The following is a 16,800-nucleotide window of genomic DNA, read 5'->3' on the forward strand; positions in this document are numbered from 1 at the left end:
AATGATAATAAAGGATATGCAGACGCCGGTGATAAATTTCAATGGTGCGCTAACGAAACTTTTTTAACTAAACCACGATAAAACTTTGTCTTTTAGTCGGCTGTAGGGAGGATAGCGCAGCGCAACATCGAGCATAAAGCGACGCGTCATTACGGGTTTTAGATGGCTGAAGGTATCAAACCCGAAACGCCCGTGGTAACGACCCATGCCGCTGCGGCCGACACCGCCAAACGGCATTTCATCGTTGAGCATAAACATCAGCGTGTCGTTGTAACAGACGTTACCGGCCGCAACGCGTTGAGTAAATTGCTTTAAGGTTCGTTTATTTTTACTGAATACATACAACGCCAAAGGTTTGGGGCGCGCGCTGATGTATTCAATCGCCTCATTCGCAGAGTCGATGCTGACAATCGGCAGGATGGGACCGAAAATTTCCTCTTTCATCAGCGAGTGGCTGGCCTCGACGTTATCCACTAGCGTCGGTGCAATATAGCGCTCGCGTTTGGAAAAGTCGCCGCCGTGCAGAATGTGTTGGTCTTTTAGGCTATCGACTAAGCGTTGATAATGGGCTTGATGGATGATCCGCCCATAGTCATCGCTGGTTTGCGGATCGTCACCATAAAACTCGTTAATGGAGGAGGTTAATTGTTCGATCAGTTCAGCTTTGACCGCTTCCTCAACCAACACATAGTCCGGCGCAATACAGGTCTGTCCGGCATTTAAAAACTTACCCCAGACGATACGGCGGGCACTGACCTTGATGTCACTGTCGGCGAGAACGACCGCCGGACTTTTACCGCCAAGCTCCAGTGTCACCGGCGTTAAATTCGGTGCGGCAGCGGCAAGAATCGCACGCGCCGCCTGTTCACCGCCGGTGTAAAAGATATGATCAAAGGGTAACTGAGTCAGCTCCGATGACACGTCAACCTCGCCATTGACGACCCGGATGGCTGATGCATCCAAATAATTCGGTAAATTTTTGCCCATCACCTGGGCCACATGCTTTGCGTGTTCCGACGGCTTGATAACCGCACAGTTGCCGGCCGCTATCGCCGCAATCAGCGGTGCCAGTAACAGTTGCACCGGATAATTCCAGGCACCGAGTATCAATACTGTACCGAGCGGCTCCGGCACCAGTTCACTTTTAGCGGGCCAGGCTAACATCGGTGTTTTAACGCGCTGCGGTCTGACCCATGATGCGATACTGGCAAGGGTATGTTTAATGTCAGAGCGTAAAAACTGCAGTTCGGTCAGGCGGGCTTCGCTGGGGTGCTTACCTAAGTCCTTTTTTAAGGCATCAAGCAGGTCTTGTTCATGGTCGTTGAGGAACTGCAACAATTGTTTCAGTTGCTCTTTACGCCAGGACACCGGGCGTGTCAGCCCGGTGCGAAAGGTGTGATTGAGGTCATCCAGTAGCGATTGCCATGTGTTCATCCGAGTCCGCCGAGAGTTACTGTCTTAATTTCCAGGTACTCATCTATACCGTATTTTGACCCCTCTCGTCCAACACCAGATTCTTTTATGCCGCCAAAAGGATTATAGGCGTGAGAAATGCCGCCGGTGTTAACGCCGACCATGCCGTATTCCAGTGCTTCACTCACCCGGAAAATGCGTGCGGTGTCTTTGCTGGCAAAATACGAGGCCAGCCCAAAGGGCGTATTGTTGGCTTTCTCGATGGCTTCTTCTTCCGTCGCAAAGGTGCTGATGGCAATCACCGGGCCAAAAATCTCTTCGCTGTTAATTTCCATCTCCTCGGTTACGCCGCTGATCACCGTTGGCGCATAGAACAGATCGCCTAGCCGGGTCAGTACTTCACCGCCGGTTTCCAGAGTCGCACCGTCGGATGTGGCTGACACCACCAGTCGTTGAACTTTATCGACGGCATCTTGATCAATCAATGGGCCGAGTTCGACGCCTTCTTCATCGCCCGGTCCGACTTTTAATGCTTTGACCTTGTTGGTAATGGCTTTAATGAAGTCGTCTTTTACCTTTTCATCAACCAGTACGCGGTTGGCGGCAATACAAGTTTGGCCACCATTACGGAATTTGCAGGCCATTAATTGTTCGGCGGCTGCATTAATATCCGCGTCATCGAACACAATGAATGGTGCATTGCCGCCCAATTCGAGGGAAATTTTCTTCACATTCTCGGCACATTGCTGCATCAGAATTTTACCAACGCCGGTAGAGCCGGTGAATGATAATTTACGCACCTTGGGCGACGTCGCCAGGATTTTTCCAACGGTTTTGGCGTCGCTTGTCGGGATAAGATTGATAACGCCATCAGGAATACCGACCTCACTGGCTAACTGTGCAAGCGCCAAACTGGATAACGGGGTTAGTTGGGGTGGCTTGACCACGATGGTACAGCCGGCCGCCAATGCTGGTGCGATTTTGCGTGTAATCATGGCGTTGGGGAAGTTCCACGGCGTGATGGCAGCGCATACGCCAATCGGTTGTTTCATCACGAACACCCGTTTGCTGTTATCGGCAACCGGCAGAATGTCACCATCAATACGCTCGGCTTCACTGGCGAACCAATCCACAAAGCTGGCGCCGTACTCGACTTCGCCAGCCGCTTCGGCGACCGGTTTACCTTGCTCGGCACTCATCAGCTCGGCCAGTGCCTGTTTGTTATCCATCATGGCCTGATACCATTTACGCAGCAGGTCGGCACGTTCTTTAGCGGTCTTTTTAGCCCATTTTGGGAGTGCAGCTTCAGCCACGTTGATGGCGCGGTGGGTGAGATCTTCACCGGCATCCGCGACTTCTGTGATCGACTCACCGGTGGCCGGGTTAGTTACGCTGAAACGTTTATCGGTAGGAACCCAATGACCCTCAATAAAACAATCCGTTTTTGTTAGCGACGACATAGAATGCGCTGACATAGTGCCTCCTTCCAAAAAAGTATCTATTACAATGTAGGCAATAATTGACGTAATGGTTCAACTTTTTCGTAAAAACTGCATTGTCGCTCAATGATTAACCATAATTAACGTTCTCACTTGTATTTGTCGGTAAACTGCGTATAATGCGCGTTCTTCAAGGAAATCCGCTTATACCAGCACTGACTGCTGGCATCTAGAGGCTGCGGTAACCCTTGATTCGTGGGGTTGAGCGCCTGATTCCAGATATTCTATTCAACCGTAGGCATACGCACAGCGTAAGCTACGATTGCGCTTGTCATTGATTCCTGTCGCCGGGCCGGACCCCTTATTTTTGTTGTACGTTTGCCTTGGGCAAACAGGAATGAGTGAGAAATTCATGTCAAATTCTATTTCAGCGATGTCGTTTGCCGACATGGCACTACCTGCTGCTATCTTTAACCAACTGGAAAAGCTGGGTTTTACCCAACCGACTCCTATTCAGCAACAGTCAATTCCGGCGTTACTGGACGGTAAAGATGTACTGGGTGAAGCGCAGACAGGAACCGGTAAAACGGCAGCATTTGGCTTGCCGGCGCTGGCCGCAATTGATCCATCAGTGCGTCAAACGCAGGTACTGGTTGTTACTCCGACTCGCGAGTTGGCGATTCAGGTTGCGGAAGCTATTGAAAGCTTTGCGCAACAGCTAAAAGGTGTTGATGTTGCTACCGTTTACGGTGGCTCGGCATTTGGACCACAAATCCAGGCCCTTAAGAAGGGTACTCCGGTCATCGTCGGCACGCCGGGTCGGTTGATCGATCTGCTTAATAAGAACGTGCTAAAACTGGACGCCTTGCGCGTTGCGGTACTCGACGAAGCTGACGAAATGTTGAACATGGGCTTTATCGAAGACATCGAAAAGATTCTTAGCGCGGTTCCTGAAAGTGCTCAACGTGCGTTGTTCTCGGCAACCATGCCTGGCGCTATTCGTAAGTTGGCGAAAACCTTCCTGACCGATCCGCTTAACATTCAGATCGAAGCGATTGCCCGTGAAAAAGCGACGATTAAGCAAAAAGCGTGGAAAGTGGCGGGCTTGACCAAAATGACGGCATTAACCCGTTTGTTGGAAGTCACCCCGTACCAACGTGCACTGATTTTCGTGCGTACCCGTCAGGATACGATGGATGTGGCGGAGCTGTTGCAACGGTCTGGCTTTAAAGCATCGCCGTTAAGTGGTGACTTGAATCAGGCGCAACGTGAGCAGACAGTGAGTCAATTGCGTAGCGGTCACATTGAGATTCTGGTGGCAACGGATGTTGTTGCCCGTGGTCTTGACGTTCCTGAAATTACTCACGTCATTAACTATGACTTACCGGGTGATACTGAGTCGTACGTTCACCGTATCGGTCGTACTGGCCGCGCGGGTCGTGAAGGGGAAGCGATTTTATTCTTCCGTCCGAAAGAGCGTCACTTGTTGCGTCATTATGAGCGCCTGACCAACTCGTCGATCGAGTACTTTGAGGTGCCTAACGCACAGCAGTTGAGTGAACATCGCCAGCAACAATTACTGACGACCATTCGCGCAACACTGGAGCAGGAAAACCATCAACCGGTCGAGCAATTGCTGCAAAAATGGTTGCAGGAATCGGATCTGAGCGCGGAACAAATCGCATTAGCTCTGTTAAAGCAACAACACAAGCAGCGTCCGTTGTTCCTGAAAGAAGATCGTATCGTGCGTGAACGCCCAGAACGTGGTGAACGGACTGACCGTGCCGATCGCGGTGATCGTAAGAAGGCACGTGGGCCACGCCCAACTGATGCTGACTTTGATACCTATAAAATTCAGGTCGGTCGCGAGCATGGCGCTCGCCCGGGCGACATTGTTGGCGCGATTGCTAACGAAGCGTCAATGGACAGTCGCTTTATTGGTCAAATCCAGTTATTTGATCAGCACTCGTTAGTGCAGTTACCGAAAGGTTTGCCGGGTGAGGTAGTAAAAGTATTGAAGAAAGCTCGTGTTCGTCAGCAACCAATGTCACTCGAACTGACCTCTGAGCAGGTGCGTCGTGCGCCACGTCCACCACGTACTGGTGGTCGTGACGGAGGTGGGCGTGACAGTGCGCGCGGTGAGCGCCGTCGCGATGGTCGTCGTGGCCAGGGCGCAGCGCGTCGCTTTAACTAAGTAGCTCGCTAAGGCAAATTGGCCGGATGTTCAACCTCGATCATCCGGTCAATATCAAATCCCCACTCATTGGCTTTCGCCAGCGCGTAATCAATATCACTCTGATCCACATCGGGGGTTCGCGATAACAGCCAAAAGTAGTCTTTAGAGTCACTGGTTACGATGGCCAGCTGATAATCTTTGTCCAGCCAGCTAACATAATAGCCACCATAAAATGGCCAGAAAAACGTCACCTGATAGGCCGCCGTCATACCGTCAACCGGCTCGGCACGGCCAATGGCTGTTTGCCACTCTTTGTCATTAATATGCCAACCGCGGTTGGTGACTTCCAGCGTATTATCGCCGTTTAGACGATACTCGGCGGTTACCGCAATGAGGTTTTCCTCAAAGCCATGCGGCATCCGCAGTATTTCATACCACTTGCCCAAATAACGCTCGGCCTGAAATGACTGAACCGGCTCTGCAACAGGCGTCGGATTCGATTTGCAGCCTAACAGGAGGAGCGCGGTAAGTGCTGCCAGCAGCCCATGTTTCATAGCGAATTCCTTACTCTTTAGAGGGTATTCATGTTGTCCAAATAATGCTGAGCCTGCTGCAGTATCTGCTCTCGCTCAGACGGCGTTTTTTTGTGCCAAACTGAATACATCATACTCATGCGCTGATTTTGCGCAAATGCTTGTTGATGGCGGTCGATAAAGTGCCAGTAAAGGCTGTTAAACGGGCAGGCTTTATCACCGGTTTTTTGGGTGTGTTGGTAGTAACAGTCGCTGCAGTAGTGGCTCATTTTATGCACGTAGTTGGCGCTGGCAACGTAGGGTTTGGTCGCCAGTATTCCGCCGTCGGCATACTGACTCATGCCGCGGGTATTGGGTAGCTCGACCCACTCAATGGCATCGATATAGATACCAAGATACCAGGCATCAACGTGATCGGGGTGCACGCCCGCCAGCAGCGCAAAATTGCCGGTAATCATCAGCCGTTGAATGTGATGTGCGTAGGCATAATCGAGCGACTGCTGAACCGCCTGTCGGACGCAATTCATATGAGTGTCGGCATCCCAATAGAAAGCCGGCAAATCGCGTTGGTGCTGCAACTGGTTCTGGTTTTTGTAATTCGGCATAAAGCGCCAGTAAATACCACGAACATATTCTCGCCAGCCGATAATCTGGCGAACGAAACCCTCGACCTGGTTGAGTTCAATCTCATCCGAGCGTTGTTGCCAGTGCTCGACCACGTTGCTGACCACCTCAAGAGGACTGAGCATTTTACTGTTCAGCGCAAATGATAAACGAGAATGGAAAAGACTCCAGGCATGCTGATGTTGCTCTGGCAAAGCCATGGCGTCTTGATAGGTGCCGAAATAAGGAAGTAAGTGCTGACAAAAATAACTGAGCAATTGCCTTGCCTGTGCGCGGGAGGTTGGCCAAAGCAGCCGTTGGGGCCGGGCATTGCCAAGCGTTGCTATGCCACACTTGGAGAGCATGGTGTCGATGTCGGAAACGTCATTGGCGAAGCAAAGAGGTTCCGGTACGGTTACATTTTTTGGCAGCTTTTTGCGGTTATCGGCGTCAAAATTCCACTTGCCGCCAAGCGGTTTATCGCCGTCCATGAGGATCCCGAGTCGGCGCCGCATATGGCGATAAAAGGTTTCCATTAGCAGGCTATCGTCACTTTTGAAGATCTTATCCAGGCAATTTCGCTGAGTAAGGAAGTGCTCACTGTCAAACCATTCAATGGTTATGTTTCCAGCGCCGGCCCAGGAGCGTAACTGGTGATCGAGCCGATATTCATCGGGCAGCTGACACTGCAATTGGGCATCCGGATAACGGGCTAACAAGGCGGCAAGGTTGTCAGTGATGGAGCCGGTGTTTTGTTCATCATCGAGTCTCAGATAGTGAACGTCAAAACCTTTGCTGGTGAGCGCCTTGGCAAAGTTGCGCATCGCCGCAAAAAAGGCCAGCACTTTTTGCCGATGATGGCGAACGTAATCGGTTTCCTGCGCGACTTCCATCATCACATAAAGTACGTCCTTTTGCTGGTGCTGAAACCAGCTATGACTGGCGTTGAGCTGGTCACCTAAGATCAATCGTAGGGTTTGATAGCGCTTGTTAGTCATCCTGCTTAGGTCCACTCAATGGAATTTCAGTGGGTTCGCGATCGGGCTTGGCGTAACTTAAACGACATAAGCCCGATGTTGTGTGGTAGCGATCGAGGCCGGACACGGTGACGGTTTCCAGTGCTTCAATATCGATAAAACCGTCATCGAGAATCGCCGACTCTTCGGTTCTTACCCATTGAATTTCGCCAATGACAAATTCGGTACCGTTGTGCGTGATGCTGGCAACTTCCACCAGTTTGACGCCCATTGATAAGCGACTTTCTTCAACGTAAGGTGCATGAAAGCCATCATAGCGGGCCGGCGTGAGACCGGTTTGTTCAAACTCCGATTGTTCGCGTTGATACCGCGCTGATGTTTGATGCGCTTGTTTAACGATACCGGTATGAACGTGGTTAATGGTATAGACTCCGGTCTCTTCAATATTTTCCAGAGTATGGCGGCTGACGGAATGAGGGCGCATGATGAATCCAATCAACGGTGGGTTAGCACCAAGATGAACAACAGAGCTGATGATGGCCAGGTTGTCTTCGTTGCGGCGGCTACTGGTGCCAATTAAATTTGCGCTTTTGAAACCCGACAAGGAGTTAATAAATTTTACTCTTGCCTCGTTTTCCATGTCTGCCAGTTCTTTTTGATTAAAGTGCTTCATAACGTTCCTTGCGTTTCACTGGTGTAAAAAGCTAATACGAGCAGACTGTGCAAGCAGATCTAATACCTAAAAAGTGAAAAATATGGCATTATGCGGCTACTTTATTTGGTGGGAGCAATTATGAATAACCAAGCCGATCCCGTAAACGTTTTATGCATTAAGTGGGGCAATAAATACGGCTCTGACTACGTCAACACGCTGTATTCTATGGTAAGCCGCAATTTGAGCCGGCCGTTCCGCTTTGTTTGTCTTACTGACGATAATGAAGGCATTCGCAACGAAGTCGAGGTTAAACCGATACCTAAAATTGGTTTTGAGGACTTTGACAAGCAAGTGCCATGGACCAAAGCACACGGCTGGTTAAAACTGACCTGTTTTGCCAATCCGCTGCATGATTTAAGCGGTCCAACGCTGTTCCTGGATCTTGATATCGTTATTGTCGGCAGCCTGGATGAGTTCTTTGAGCCGGAAGGCGAATTCCTGGTGATCAAAGAATGGGATAAGTCCGATGCAACCGGTAATACCTCGGTGTTCCGCTTTGAGGCCGGCGCGCACGAAGATGCACTGGATTATCTTAAGGCTGATCCGAAGAAGGCAACCGAGCCGGTGCGCAACGAACAGGAATTTATCACTCAGTTCGTCGACCGCCAGGGTAAATTGAAATACTGGCCGGCACAGTGGTGCCGCAGCTTCAAACGCCACTGCCTGCGTCCATTCCCGCTCAGCTTCTTCCAGCAGCCGCGGATCCCTGAGGGAGCTAAGGTGATTATTTTCCACGGTAAACCGCATCCTGACGATGCCTTGCGTGGCCGTAGCGGTAAATGGTACCGCAAGGTATTACCGACGCGTTGGATTGCCGAGTACTGGCGTTAATTATGCTACGACGGCTGTACGCGGCATTGATGACAGCATTAGTGCCGCTGTTGGTGCTTTATTTTTGGCTGCGTGGTCGCAAGGACCCAGGTTATCGTCAACATCTGGGTGAACGCTTGGGCTTTACTGCCACTAAAGCTGAGTACCAGGGCGGCCTGTTGATTCACAGCGTATCTGTGGGCGAAACACTGGCGGCGAAGGGACTGATAGCACAGTTGTTAGCTGAGTACCCGATGTTGCCCATAACCGTTACCTGCATGACGCCGACGGCGCGGCGACTTATCGAAGCACGCTTTGGCGACCGCGTTAACTGTGTCTATTTTCCGCTGGATTATCCCGGTGCGGTAAAGCGTTTCATTGAGCGACTAGCCCCTCAAGCGGTGTGGTTGATGGAAACAGAACTGTGGCCACGGTTTTTAGACGAATTGAAACGCCGTCGTATTCCTGTGGCCTTGCTCAATGCCCGCCTATCACAACCGTCGGCCGCGGGTTATCGGCGATTACAGGCACTGTTGCGCCCAGTTTGGCAACAACTGGCGCTGGTGAGCGCACAAACACAGGCGTCAGCCCGAAGATTCCGAGCGCTCGGTGCACCTGCTGTGACGGTTGATGGTAACTTGAAATTTGATGTTACGGTCACCGATGAGCAGCGCTGTCAGGCGCGGACATTTTTTACTGCAGTGGCGGACAAGCCGGTATGGCTTTGTGCCAGCACGCATCCCGGCGAGCATGAGATCATCCTGGACGCTTATGCGAAAATTAAGCGGGCATACGATGTTCAACTGGTGATTGCACCCCGCCACCCGGAGCAGTTTGAGCGCGTCGCTGAACTGTTGAATGCAGCCGGTGTTGATTTTACACGGCGCAGTGAAATTACCGAAATGCCCAACGACGACTCGGTGCTTATCGCCGACTCCATGGGCGAAATGTTGGTTTGGAGCTGCGCCGCTGACATCAGCTTCGTTGGTGGCAGCTTGATTGAGCGGGGTGGGCATAACCCACTGGAACTGATCGCGGGCGGCAGTGCGGTGCTGTCGGGTCGCTCGGTGTATAACTTTGCGGAAATCTATCAACAGTTAAACCGTGCCAAAGGTGTACGTTGGGTCGACGATTGCGATACCCTTGTCGATCAAGTCGCTGAGTTACTGTCTGACAGCAACACTCGTCAGCAACAGATTGCAGCGGCGCAGAAGGTACTATTACAACACAAAGGTGCGACACAACGTGTCCGGGAAAGGGCCTTGCAAGCAACTTTTACAGGAAACTTCATGGTAAAAACTCAGACCAACGGCAAAGAGTTTATAAAATTTGATTCAGCGGTTTTGCCGGAGTGTGAAGCGAAACATTTTTCTCCCAAATACTGGCAGCAACAAAAAGCGATTGCCGGTAATTCGACCGGACGGGCTACGGTCTGGTTTATTCAGCAGGGTGATCATGGCATGTTATTGCGCCATTATTATCGTGGTGGATTAGTGGGCAAGGTGAATAAAGACCGGTTTTGGCGCGAACCTGAACAGCAAAGCCGTGCGATTCATGAATTTGATTTACTGGGTAAATTGGTAGAACTGGGATTACCGGTACCCAAACCGATCGCTGCAAGAATGATTAAAACCGGGCTGTTCAGTTATCGGGCAGATATTTTAGTTGAGGTGATCCCGGGGGCTATTGATGTTTTCCGGTTGCTGCGTGACAAGCCTTTAACTGCAGAACAATGGCAAACTCTTGGTGCTGCGGTGAAGCAGATGCATAACCACAACGTTTATCACTCAGACTTAAACTGTCATAACTTGATGCTGGATGACCAGGACAAAGCATGGATTGTTGACTTTGATAAATGTGGTTTTAAAGAGCCTGATCAATGGAAGCAGGACAATCTGGCAAGACTGAAACGATCATTAGTGAAAGAAAAGGGTAAGAACGAGTCGTTTTTCTGGAAAGAAAATCGTGACTGGCCTGAATTTTTAACAGGTTATGAAAAGTCTTAAACGCTCTCCATACTCTGAATAAAAAAGCCTGCTCAAACAGATGTTGAGCAGGCTTTTTAAATGCATTAGCGGTGGCTTCGGTTATTCGCGGATTTGGCCGTTGCCGGTGACCACAAACTTCTCTGTTGTTAATGCTTGTAAGCCCATTGGGCCATAAGCGTGCAGCTTGCTGGTCGAAATACCGATTTCGGCGCCTAAACCAAGCTGACCACCGTCTGAGAAACGTGACGAGGCATTCGCCATGGTGACCGCAGAATCGACTTCGCGGATGAAGCGTTTCGCCGTGTCTTGATTCTCGGTTACGATAACCTCGGTGTGACCACTGCCGAATTGCTGAATATGTTCCAGCGCCGCTTCGTAGTCATCAACGGTACGTACCGCAATCTCCAGCGCCAGATACTCTTCACCAAACGCATCATCAGCAATTTCATCAGCGCCGTCAAAATAGCTCACTGAACGCTTGTCGGCGTGGATAACCACGTTTTTTTCCGCCAGTGCTTTCGCTGCCATCGGCAGGAAGCTATCCGCTACGTCCTGATGCACTAACAGGCCTTCAAGGGCGTTACAAACACCAGTACGCTGCGTCTTGCCGTTCAGCAGAATAGCCAGCGCCTTATCAAGGTCTGCGTCTTTGTCGACATATAAGTGGCAGACGCCTTTATAGTGCTGAATTACCGGGATCTTACTGGTGTCACTGACGTAATGAATCAGACCTTCACCACCGCGTGGAATCACCAGGTCAATGTAATCTTTCTGTTGCAGTAATTCGGTCATCAGTTCGCGATCCGGAGTGGGTACCACTGTGATCACGTCTTTTGGCAAACCACTTTGTTCCAACGCTTCATGCAAAGCTTCTGCAATCGCTTTACTGCTCTCGATGGCTTCGCGGCCACAACGCAGGATAACGGCGTTACCGGATTTAAAGCACAACGCACCCGCATCGGCGGTAACGTTAGGGCGTGCTTCGTAAATCATCGCAATGACACCCAACGGAATGCGCATTTTTTCGATGGTCAGGCCATTGGGACGCTCTTCCAGGACATAGCTGTCGCCTACCGGGTCTTTCAATGCGATGATTTCTTCAATGGCTGTCGCCATGCCCTCGATACGTTCATCGTTTAACTGCAAGCGATCCATCATGGCGTCGCTGAGGCCTTTTTCTTTGCCGGCAACCATGTCTTTTTTATTCACTTCCAGGATGTTGTCTTTATGGTTGCGAATGGCGTCCGCCATTTTTTGCAGAACGTTGTTTTTGTCCTGCTCTGATAAAGTAGCAACGGCGCGAGCGGCTTTGGCTGCGCGTTGGGCAATTTGTTCTGCTAACTGCTGGCTCATGAATCCTCCAAAATCATTAAATCGTCGCGGTGAATTACTTCGGTAATCGGGCTATAGCCAAATTGCTCGGCGATATCTTCTGTTTGTTGCCCTTTAATGTGCAGTAATTCGTGCGAGCTGTACTGGCAAATGCCTTTTGCCAGTGCGTCTGTGTTGTTCGCGCTACGAACCACTACGGCGTCACCGCGGTCAAAGTCGCCTTGTACATCAACAATGCCTGAGCTTAATAAAGACGCGCCATTTTCCATTAGCGCTTTCTCAGCGCCTTCGTCGATGAGAATTTCACCTTGGGCTACCAGCGTATGCCGGAGCCAATGTTTCTTGTTGCTGATAGGATCAGACTGGCGACGGAACAGTGTTCCGGGAATTTCGCCTTGTAGTAGCGATTCAAAGGTTTCACCTTTGCGGCCATTAACAATGTAAGTATCGATACCGTGTGAGGTTGCTTTTTCTGCCGCCTCTACTTTGGTGCGCATACCACCTGTTCCTACTGCACTGACCGAGCCGCCGGCCAGCGAGAAAATGCTTTCATCGATTTGTTCGACAACCGGTATTTTCTTAGCTTCCGGGTTCAAATTCGGATCAGCGTCATATAACCCGTCGATATCCGAACAGATGAAGAGCGCATCGGCATCGACCAGAGTCGCGATCATCGCGGACAAGTTATCGTTGTCGCCGACCTTCATTTCGTCCGTTGCCAAGGCGTCGTTTTCATTAACGACCGGCAAAACGTTGTGCTCTAACAATCTGTTTAGGGTGTTCTTGATACTCACATAACGTGCACGATCACGTAAGTCGCTGTGAGTCATTAATAGCTGGGCGCAAGGAAAATCGAAAAAGCGCGACCAATACCCCATCATTTCGTTCTGGCCTACCGCTGACATCGCTTTGCGAACAGCGACCGGAACTTTCTTGTGTTCGAAGTGAATATGCTTACGACCTGCGGCAACACTGCCTGAAGATACTAATACAACTTCCTGGCCTCGTTCACGGCACTCGTTGATAAAACGAGCAATGGGCAGTAAGTATTTGGTACTAACTCCGGTTTCATCTGGCGCGATGAGCGCACTACCAACTTTAAGCACGGCTCTTCGCCAGGATGGCGCTTTCATAAAGACTCCCTTTTGTTGAATTCGTTAGTAGTCTAACAGAATCGATGCTTAAGCTCCAGTAACGCTCATAACCTGAAACTATTGTCAATATTTTAGTCAATAATTTAGCCTAATCAGAGATTTTGCAATCTTTTTTCGCGTGTTTAGTTTTCCGGCGGTGTGTAGCCTTCAATTTCAATAGTTTTCCGTTCGAACAGAAACGCTACCATCTGCTCTTCCAAAAATTTGCGATCGTCTTCAGACATCATGTTCAGATGCTTCTCGTTAATGAGCATGGTTTGTTTTTTCTGCCACTCTGCCCACGCCTGTTTGGAGATGTGGTTAAAAATACGCTCGCCGAGCTCGCCTGGGTATAATTGAAAATCCAGACCTTCTGCGTCTCGTTGTAAATATTCGCAAAAAACCGTACGGCTCATAATGATTCCTTTAATTGTTGAAGAATTTTTTGAGTTGCTGCGGAAACACCCACGTCGGGGGAGGTATCCAGACTCAGCCAACGCTGTTTGTCACTGCCCGACGGCTCTGCCACAGCCGGTGATGTTTCGTCATAATTATCTATTAAGACAGGATGACAGTCCAAATGGAAGTGGGAGAACGTGTGTCGAAACGAGGGCAGGGCATGCAGGTTGCTTACGCTCACTGATAATGTATCGCTAAGTTGTGCCGTAGATTCAAATTCAGGAAAACTCCAGAGACCACCCCAGATGCCCTGTGCCGGGCGTTGTTGCAGGAGTACTTGGTTGCCGCGTTGATAAATCGCAAAGACGACGGTTTTCACCGGTTTGTCTTGCTTTGGCTTTTTAGCCGGGTAGTCTGTTTGCGTACCTTGCTGAAAAGCACCACAGCCTTTGCTAAGAGGGCAATCATTACAGCGTGGTGAGCTACGCGTACAAACCAATGCGCCTAAATCCATCATTGCCTGGTTAAAGTCGGCATGTCGTTGACTCGGCGTGACTTGTTCTGACAGCAACCATAGTTGTTTTAAAACGGCAGTGCGGCCCGGCCAGCCCGCGACTAAAAAATAACGTGCGAGTACTCGTTTGACATTACCGTCCAGAATGGCCGCATACTCACCACAGCCGAGTGATGCAATCGCGCCCGCGGTGGAGCGGCCGACACCAGGCAAAGACTCCAATTGTTGCTGAGAGCATGGAAATACACCGTCGTAGTGCTCGACAACATATTGTGCGGCTTTGTGGAGGTTTCGAGCTCGCGCGTAATAGCCCAAGCCGCTCCAGAGGCTTAGTACCGTATCAATATCGGCGGTAGCCAGATCATTGACGGTTGGAAACCTCGCCATGAAACGTTCGAAATAGGGGATAACAGTAGTCACTTGAGTTTGCTGCAACATGATCTCGGATACCCAAACGCGGTAAGCGGATTTATTGTGTTGCCAAGGCAAATTTTTACGCCCGTGTTGGTCAAACCAGGCGAGTACCAAACCGCTGAAATCAGCCTGCAGTTGACGGCTTGCCATTTATTAACTACTCCTTAACTTGTATGGCTTTAGTGTAGGATGAGCCTACCATGAAGTATCTGTAAATATTTGCAAACTCATCTGACATTTTTCCAGTTAGTACTATAATAACGGTTAACGTAATTCATATTGTGATCGTTATACGTAAAATGTCGTATAAGGGTGCAAGAAGTAATATGCTTATTGCAGTAACAAGGAGCTTGCAATGAAGAAATTAAATGCTGTTTTACTTGCGTTGGTCAGCGTTGGAATGACCTCAGCAGCGATGGCTCAACAGACCCAAAAACAACCCGGAGAATTTTATGTCGGGGCGCGTTTTGGCGCATTGAACCTAGATTCGGATCGCGTTGGTTATAAGAATGGTGAACTTTATAACGTTGATACCGGCTTTGACACACTAGACACCGGCGTTGAAATTGGTTTTATGTTAACCCAATACTGGGAAACTCGAATTTATTATGACTATGTTGAGGCATCAATTGAGGGTAGTCCCGGCGATCTTTATGGACAGTCATTTGGTTCTGATTTTCTGTACCATTTTAACGACCTAGTTTACGCTGGTTTAGGTATTAATGGCACCGAGGTCGGTGACTTATCTGATGCTATGGTGCGCGCAACCGTAGGCCATAGACAGTTTATTAATGATCAACTTTCTTGGCGAGTTGAAGGTGGTGTTCAGCAAGGTTGGGAACTGGATCACACGGAGTCCTTTGTGAACTTCGGTTTGCAATTATGGTTTGGCGAGCCTGCAACAGTTGCGCCAAAGACTCGCCCGCAGGTTGAACCTCAACAGGCTCAGCCGGAACCACAGCCGGAGCCACAGCAACCGGTCGATTCAGACGGTGACGGTGTGGTCGATAGTAACGACAAATGTGTCAACACACCTAAAAATTATTCAGTGGATGAAACCGGTTGTGTGATGTATGAAAATGAAGTGATTCGCGAAGAATTACTGGTCGAATTTGACCTGAATTCATCAAAAGTTCGTGAGTCAGCGATGGGTGCCATCGAAGAAATGGCAAACTTTATGAAGGAACACCCGCAGCTAAGCATTACCATCCACGGTCATACTGACTCTACCGGTGAGGCAGACTATAACCAGTGGCTATCGGAACGCCGCGCGAAGTCAGTGGGCGATGTGTTAATTAAGCGCTTTGGTATCGCCGCCAACCGTGTTGATTACAAAGGACACGGTGAGTCACAGCCTAAAGTGGTTGAGAACAGTGCAACTGACCGTCAGGAAAACCGTCGCATCGAAGCGGAATTGAAAGTGGTAAACCGCGTGCCGGTTAAACGCTAAGCGTTGCGATTTAGCACCATAAACCGCTAAAATAGAACGGGTCTACCAATGGGTAGGCCCGTTTTTTTTATTTCTCATCATTCAGAATATCGGATAACAGCCATTCATGACTCAATTCAAAAGTGCCGAAGAAGCCGCTGCTGCGGGTAAATATGTACGTACCGTACGTAGTTTTGTGAAACGCGAGGGGCGTCTGACCAAGGGCCAGGCTGCAGCGATTGAGCGTCAATGGCCGGTCATGGGGCTCAGTATTGCCGGTGGCCAGCTGGATCTTAAGGCGGTGTTTGGCAATGACCACCCGGTGACTCTGGAAATTGGATTTGGCATGGGTCACTCGTTGGTCGAAATGGCACACAATGAGCCCGATCGCAATTTTATCGGGGTAGAAGTGCATGAGCCGGGCGTTGGTGCCTGCTTAATGGCCGCTGAGCAGGAAGGTGTTAATAACCTGCGTATCTACAATGAAGACGCCGTCGAGGTGCTGAAACAGTGCATCGCAGACCACTCATTGGATCGGGTACAGATCTTCTTCCCGGACCCTTGGCATAAAAAACGCCATCATAAACGCCGTATCATTCAACCTGAGTTTGTCGAACTGTTGGTACAAAAGCTCGTGCCTGGCGGAATTCTGCACCTGGCCACCGACTGGCAAAATTATGCCGAACATATGCTGGACGTACTGAATGCCAATGCTGAATTGACGAACCTGTCAGCAACCAACGACTATGTGCCCCGTCCGACAACACGGCCGAAGACCAAATTTGAGCAACGAGGCGAACGCAAAGGTCACGGCGTTTGGGATTTGATGTTTCAGCGCTGATTATGGCGAGGAAAATTGTCCGGGGCGTCAGCTAACGCCGCGAGATAGCAGCCAAGTGAATACGCTGTTGGCAGAACTCGAGGG

14 protein-coding genes are annotated in these 16,800 nt (G+C 50.0%); 5 read left to right on the forward strand and 9 right to left on the reverse strand.

Annotated elements, in window-relative coordinates:
- Positions 1 to 63 precede the first annotated feature (63 nt).
- The gene (locus CWE23_RS13220; protein WP_126820495.1) at positions 64 to 1,434 is read right to left on the reverse strand and encodes an aldehyde dehydrogenase family protein; all 1,371 of its coding nucleotides are present in this window, start codon (positions 1,432 to 1,434) and stop codon (positions 64 to 66) included.
- Positions 1,431 to 2,888 (reverse strand): NAD-dependent succinate-semialdehyde dehydrogenase, encoded by a 1,458-nt coding sequence (locus tag CWE23_RS13225; RefSeq protein ID WP_241970652.1) that lies wholly within the window; start codon positions 2,886 to 2,888, stop codon positions 1,431 to 1,433. Before CWE23_RS13225 ends, CWE23_RS13220 begins: the two co-directional genes overlap by 4 nt.
- 376 nt (positions 2,889 to 3,264) lie before the next feature.
- On the opposite strand from CWE23_RS13225, the gene CWE23_RS13230 reads away from it, so the two are divergent.
- Positions 3,265 to 5,046 (forward strand): DEAD/DEAH box helicase, encoded by a 1,782-nt coding sequence (locus CWE23_RS13230; RefSeq protein WP_105307789.1) that lies wholly within the window; start codon positions 3,265 to 3,267, stop codon positions 5,044 to 5,046.
- Between the two features lie 8 nt (positions 5,047 to 5,054).
- Here the strand turns inward: CWE23_RS13230 and CWE23_RS13235 are convergent, their stop codons facing one another.
- From CWE23_RS13235 to CWE23_RS13245, 3 genes are read right to left on the reverse strand one after another with little or no spacing between them, the layout of a single operon-like run.
- Positions 5,055 to 5,582, reverse strand: a complete 528-nt coding sequence (locus CWE23_RS13235; RefSeq protein ID WP_105307026.1) for a lipocalin family protein — start codon at positions 5,580 to 5,582, stop codon at positions 5,055 to 5,057.
- A gap of 17 nt (positions 5,583 to 5,599) precedes the next feature.
- Positions 5,600 to 7,162: a cryptochrome/photolyase family protein gene (locus CWE23_RS13240; protein WP_126820496.1), complete on the reverse strand. Its 1,563-nt coding sequence runs from the start codon at positions 7,160 to 7,162 to the stop codon at positions 5,600 to 5,602.
- Complete coding sequence (locus tag CWE23_RS13245; protein WP_105307024.1) at positions 7,155 to 7,814, reverse strand: flavin reductase family protein; 660 nt, start codon at positions 7,812 to 7,814, stop codon at positions 7,155 to 7,157. Before CWE23_RS13245 ends, CWE23_RS13240 begins: the two co-directional genes overlap by 8 nt.
- Positions 7,815 to 7,934: 120 nt before the next feature.
- On the opposite strand from CWE23_RS13245, the gene CWE23_RS13250 reads away from it, so the two are divergent.
- Together CWE23_RS13250 and waaA are read left to right on the forward strand one after the other, a co-directional pair.
- Positions 7,935 to 8,687, forward strand: coding sequence for a glycosyltransferase (locus tag CWE23_RS13250; RefSeq protein ID WP_105307023.1), 753 nt, complete (start codon positions 7,935 to 7,937; stop codon positions 8,685 to 8,687).
- Positions 8,636 to 10,672: a lipid IV(A) 3-deoxy-D-manno-octulosonic acid transferase gene (waaA, locus tag CWE23_RS13255; protein WP_241970653.1), complete on the forward strand. Its 2,037-nt coding sequence runs from the start codon at positions 8,636 to 8,638 to the stop codon at positions 10,670 to 10,672. Before CWE23_RS13250 ends, waaA begins: the two co-directional genes overlap by 52 nt.
- Before the next feature lie 81 nt (positions 10,673 to 10,753).
- Here waaA and CWE23_RS13260 read toward each other — a convergent pair whose 3' ends face one another.
- The 4 genes from CWE23_RS13260 to mutY form a co-directional block, all read right to left on the reverse strand.
- The gene (locus CWE23_RS13260; protein WP_105307022.1) at positions 10,754 to 12,007 is read right to left on the reverse strand and encodes a glutamate-5-semialdehyde dehydrogenase; all 1,254 of its coding nucleotides are present in this window, start codon (positions 12,005 to 12,007) and stop codon (positions 10,754 to 10,756) included.
- Complete coding sequence (gene proB / locus CWE23_RS13265; protein ID WP_105307021.1) at positions 12,004 to 13,119, reverse strand: glutamate 5-kinase; 1,116 nt, start codon at positions 13,117 to 13,119, stop codon at positions 12,004 to 12,006. Before proB ends, CWE23_RS13260 begins: the two co-directional genes overlap by 4 nt.
- Before the next feature lie 143 nt (positions 13,120 to 13,262).
- Positions 13,263 to 13,535, reverse strand: a complete 273-nt coding sequence (locus tag CWE23_RS13270) for an oxidative damage protection protein (protein ID WP_105307020.1) — start codon at positions 13,533 to 13,535, stop codon at positions 13,263 to 13,265.
- The gene (mutY, locus tag CWE23_RS13275) at positions 13,532 to 14,596 is read right to left on the reverse strand and encodes an A/G-specific adenine glycosylase (protein ID WP_198678850.1); all 1,065 of its coding nucleotides are present in this window, start codon (positions 14,594 to 14,596) and stop codon (positions 13,532 to 13,534) included. Before mutY ends, CWE23_RS13270 begins: the two co-directional genes overlap by 4 nt.
- Before the next feature lie 205 nt (positions 14,597 to 14,801).
- Between mutY and CWE23_RS13280 the strand changes: the two genes are divergently transcribed.
- Both CWE23_RS13280 and trmB read left to right on the forward strand, forming a co-directional pair.
- Positions 14,802 to 15,896 carry an OmpA family protein gene (locus CWE23_RS13280; RefSeq protein WP_126820497.1) on the forward strand — a complete coding sequence of 365 codons (1,095 nt, stop codon included), beginning with the start codon at positions 14,802 to 14,804 and terminating at the stop codon, positions 15,894 to 15,896.
- Positions 15,897 to 16,002: 106 nt separating this feature from the next.
- Positions 16,003 to 16,716: a tRNA (guanosine(46)-N7)-methyltransferase TrmB gene (gene trmB, locus CWE23_RS13285; protein WP_105307018.1), complete on the forward strand. Its 714-nt coding sequence runs from the start codon at positions 16,003 to 16,005 to the stop codon at positions 16,714 to 16,716.
- Positions 16,717 to 16,800: the final 84 nt, after the last annotated feature.

It is taken from the genome of Idiomarina aquatica, assembly GCF_003987185.1.
GTDB lineage: Bacteria > Pseudomonadota > Gammaproteobacteria > Enterobacterales > Alteromonadaceae > Idiomarina > Idiomarina aquatica.

Bases quoted from the DNA above. Each gene is read 5' to 3' on its own strand.
- CWE23_RS13235 (WP_105307026.1), bottom strand. From the start codon at position 5,582: ATGAAACATGGGCTGCTGGCAGCACTTACCGCGCTCCTCCTGTTAGGC.
- CWE23_RS13280 (WP_126820497.1), top strand. From the start codon at position 14,802: ATGAAGAAATTAAATGCTGTTTTACTTGCGTTGGTCAGCGTTGGAATG.
- CWE23_RS13230 (WP_105307789.1), top strand. From the start codon at position 3,265: ATGTCAAATTCTATTTCAGCGATGTCGTTTGCCGACATGGCACTACCT.
- CWE23_RS13245 (WP_105307024.1), bottom strand. From the start codon at position 7,814: ATGAAGCACTTTAATCAAAAAGAACTGGCAGACATGGAAAACGAGGCA.
- CWE23_RS13260 (WP_105307022.1), bottom strand. From the start codon at position 12,007: ATGAGCCAGCAGTTAGCAGAACAAATTGCCCAACGCGCAGCCAAAGCC.
- CWE23_RS13270 (WP_105307020.1), bottom strand. From the start codon at position 13,535: ATGAGCCGTACGGTTTTTTGCGAATATTTACAACGAGACGCAGAAGGT.
- CWE23_RS13250 (WP_105307023.1), top strand. From the start codon at position 7,935: ATGAATAACCAAGCCGATCCCGTAAACGTTTTATGCATTAAGTGGGGC.
- CWE23_RS13240 (WP_126820496.1), bottom strand. From the start codon at position 7,162: ATGACTAACAAGCGCTATCAAACCCTACGATTGATCTTAGGTGACCAG.
- CWE23_RS13225 (WP_241970652.1), bottom strand. From the start codon at position 2,888: ATGTCAGCGCATTCTATGTCGTCGCTAACAAAAACGGATTGTTTTATT.
- proB (WP_105307021.1), bottom strand. From the start codon at position 13,119: ATGAAAGCGCCATCCTGGCGAAGAGCCGTGCTTAAAGTTGGTAGTGCG.
- mutY (WP_198678850.1), bottom strand. From the start codon at position 14,596: ATGGCAAGCCGTCAACTGCAGGCTGATTTCAGCGGTTTGGTACTCGCC.
- waaA (WP_241970653.1), top strand. From the start codon at position 8,636: ATGGTACCGCAAGGTATTACCGACGCGTTGGATTGCCGAGTACTGGCG.
- trmB (WP_105307018.1), top strand. From the start codon at position 16,003: ATGACTCAATTCAAAAGTGCCGAAGAAGCCGCTGCTGCGGGTAAATAT.
- CWE23_RS13220 (WP_126820495.1), bottom strand. From the start codon at position 1,434: ATGAACACATGGCAATCGCTACTGGATGACCTCAATCACACCTTTCGC.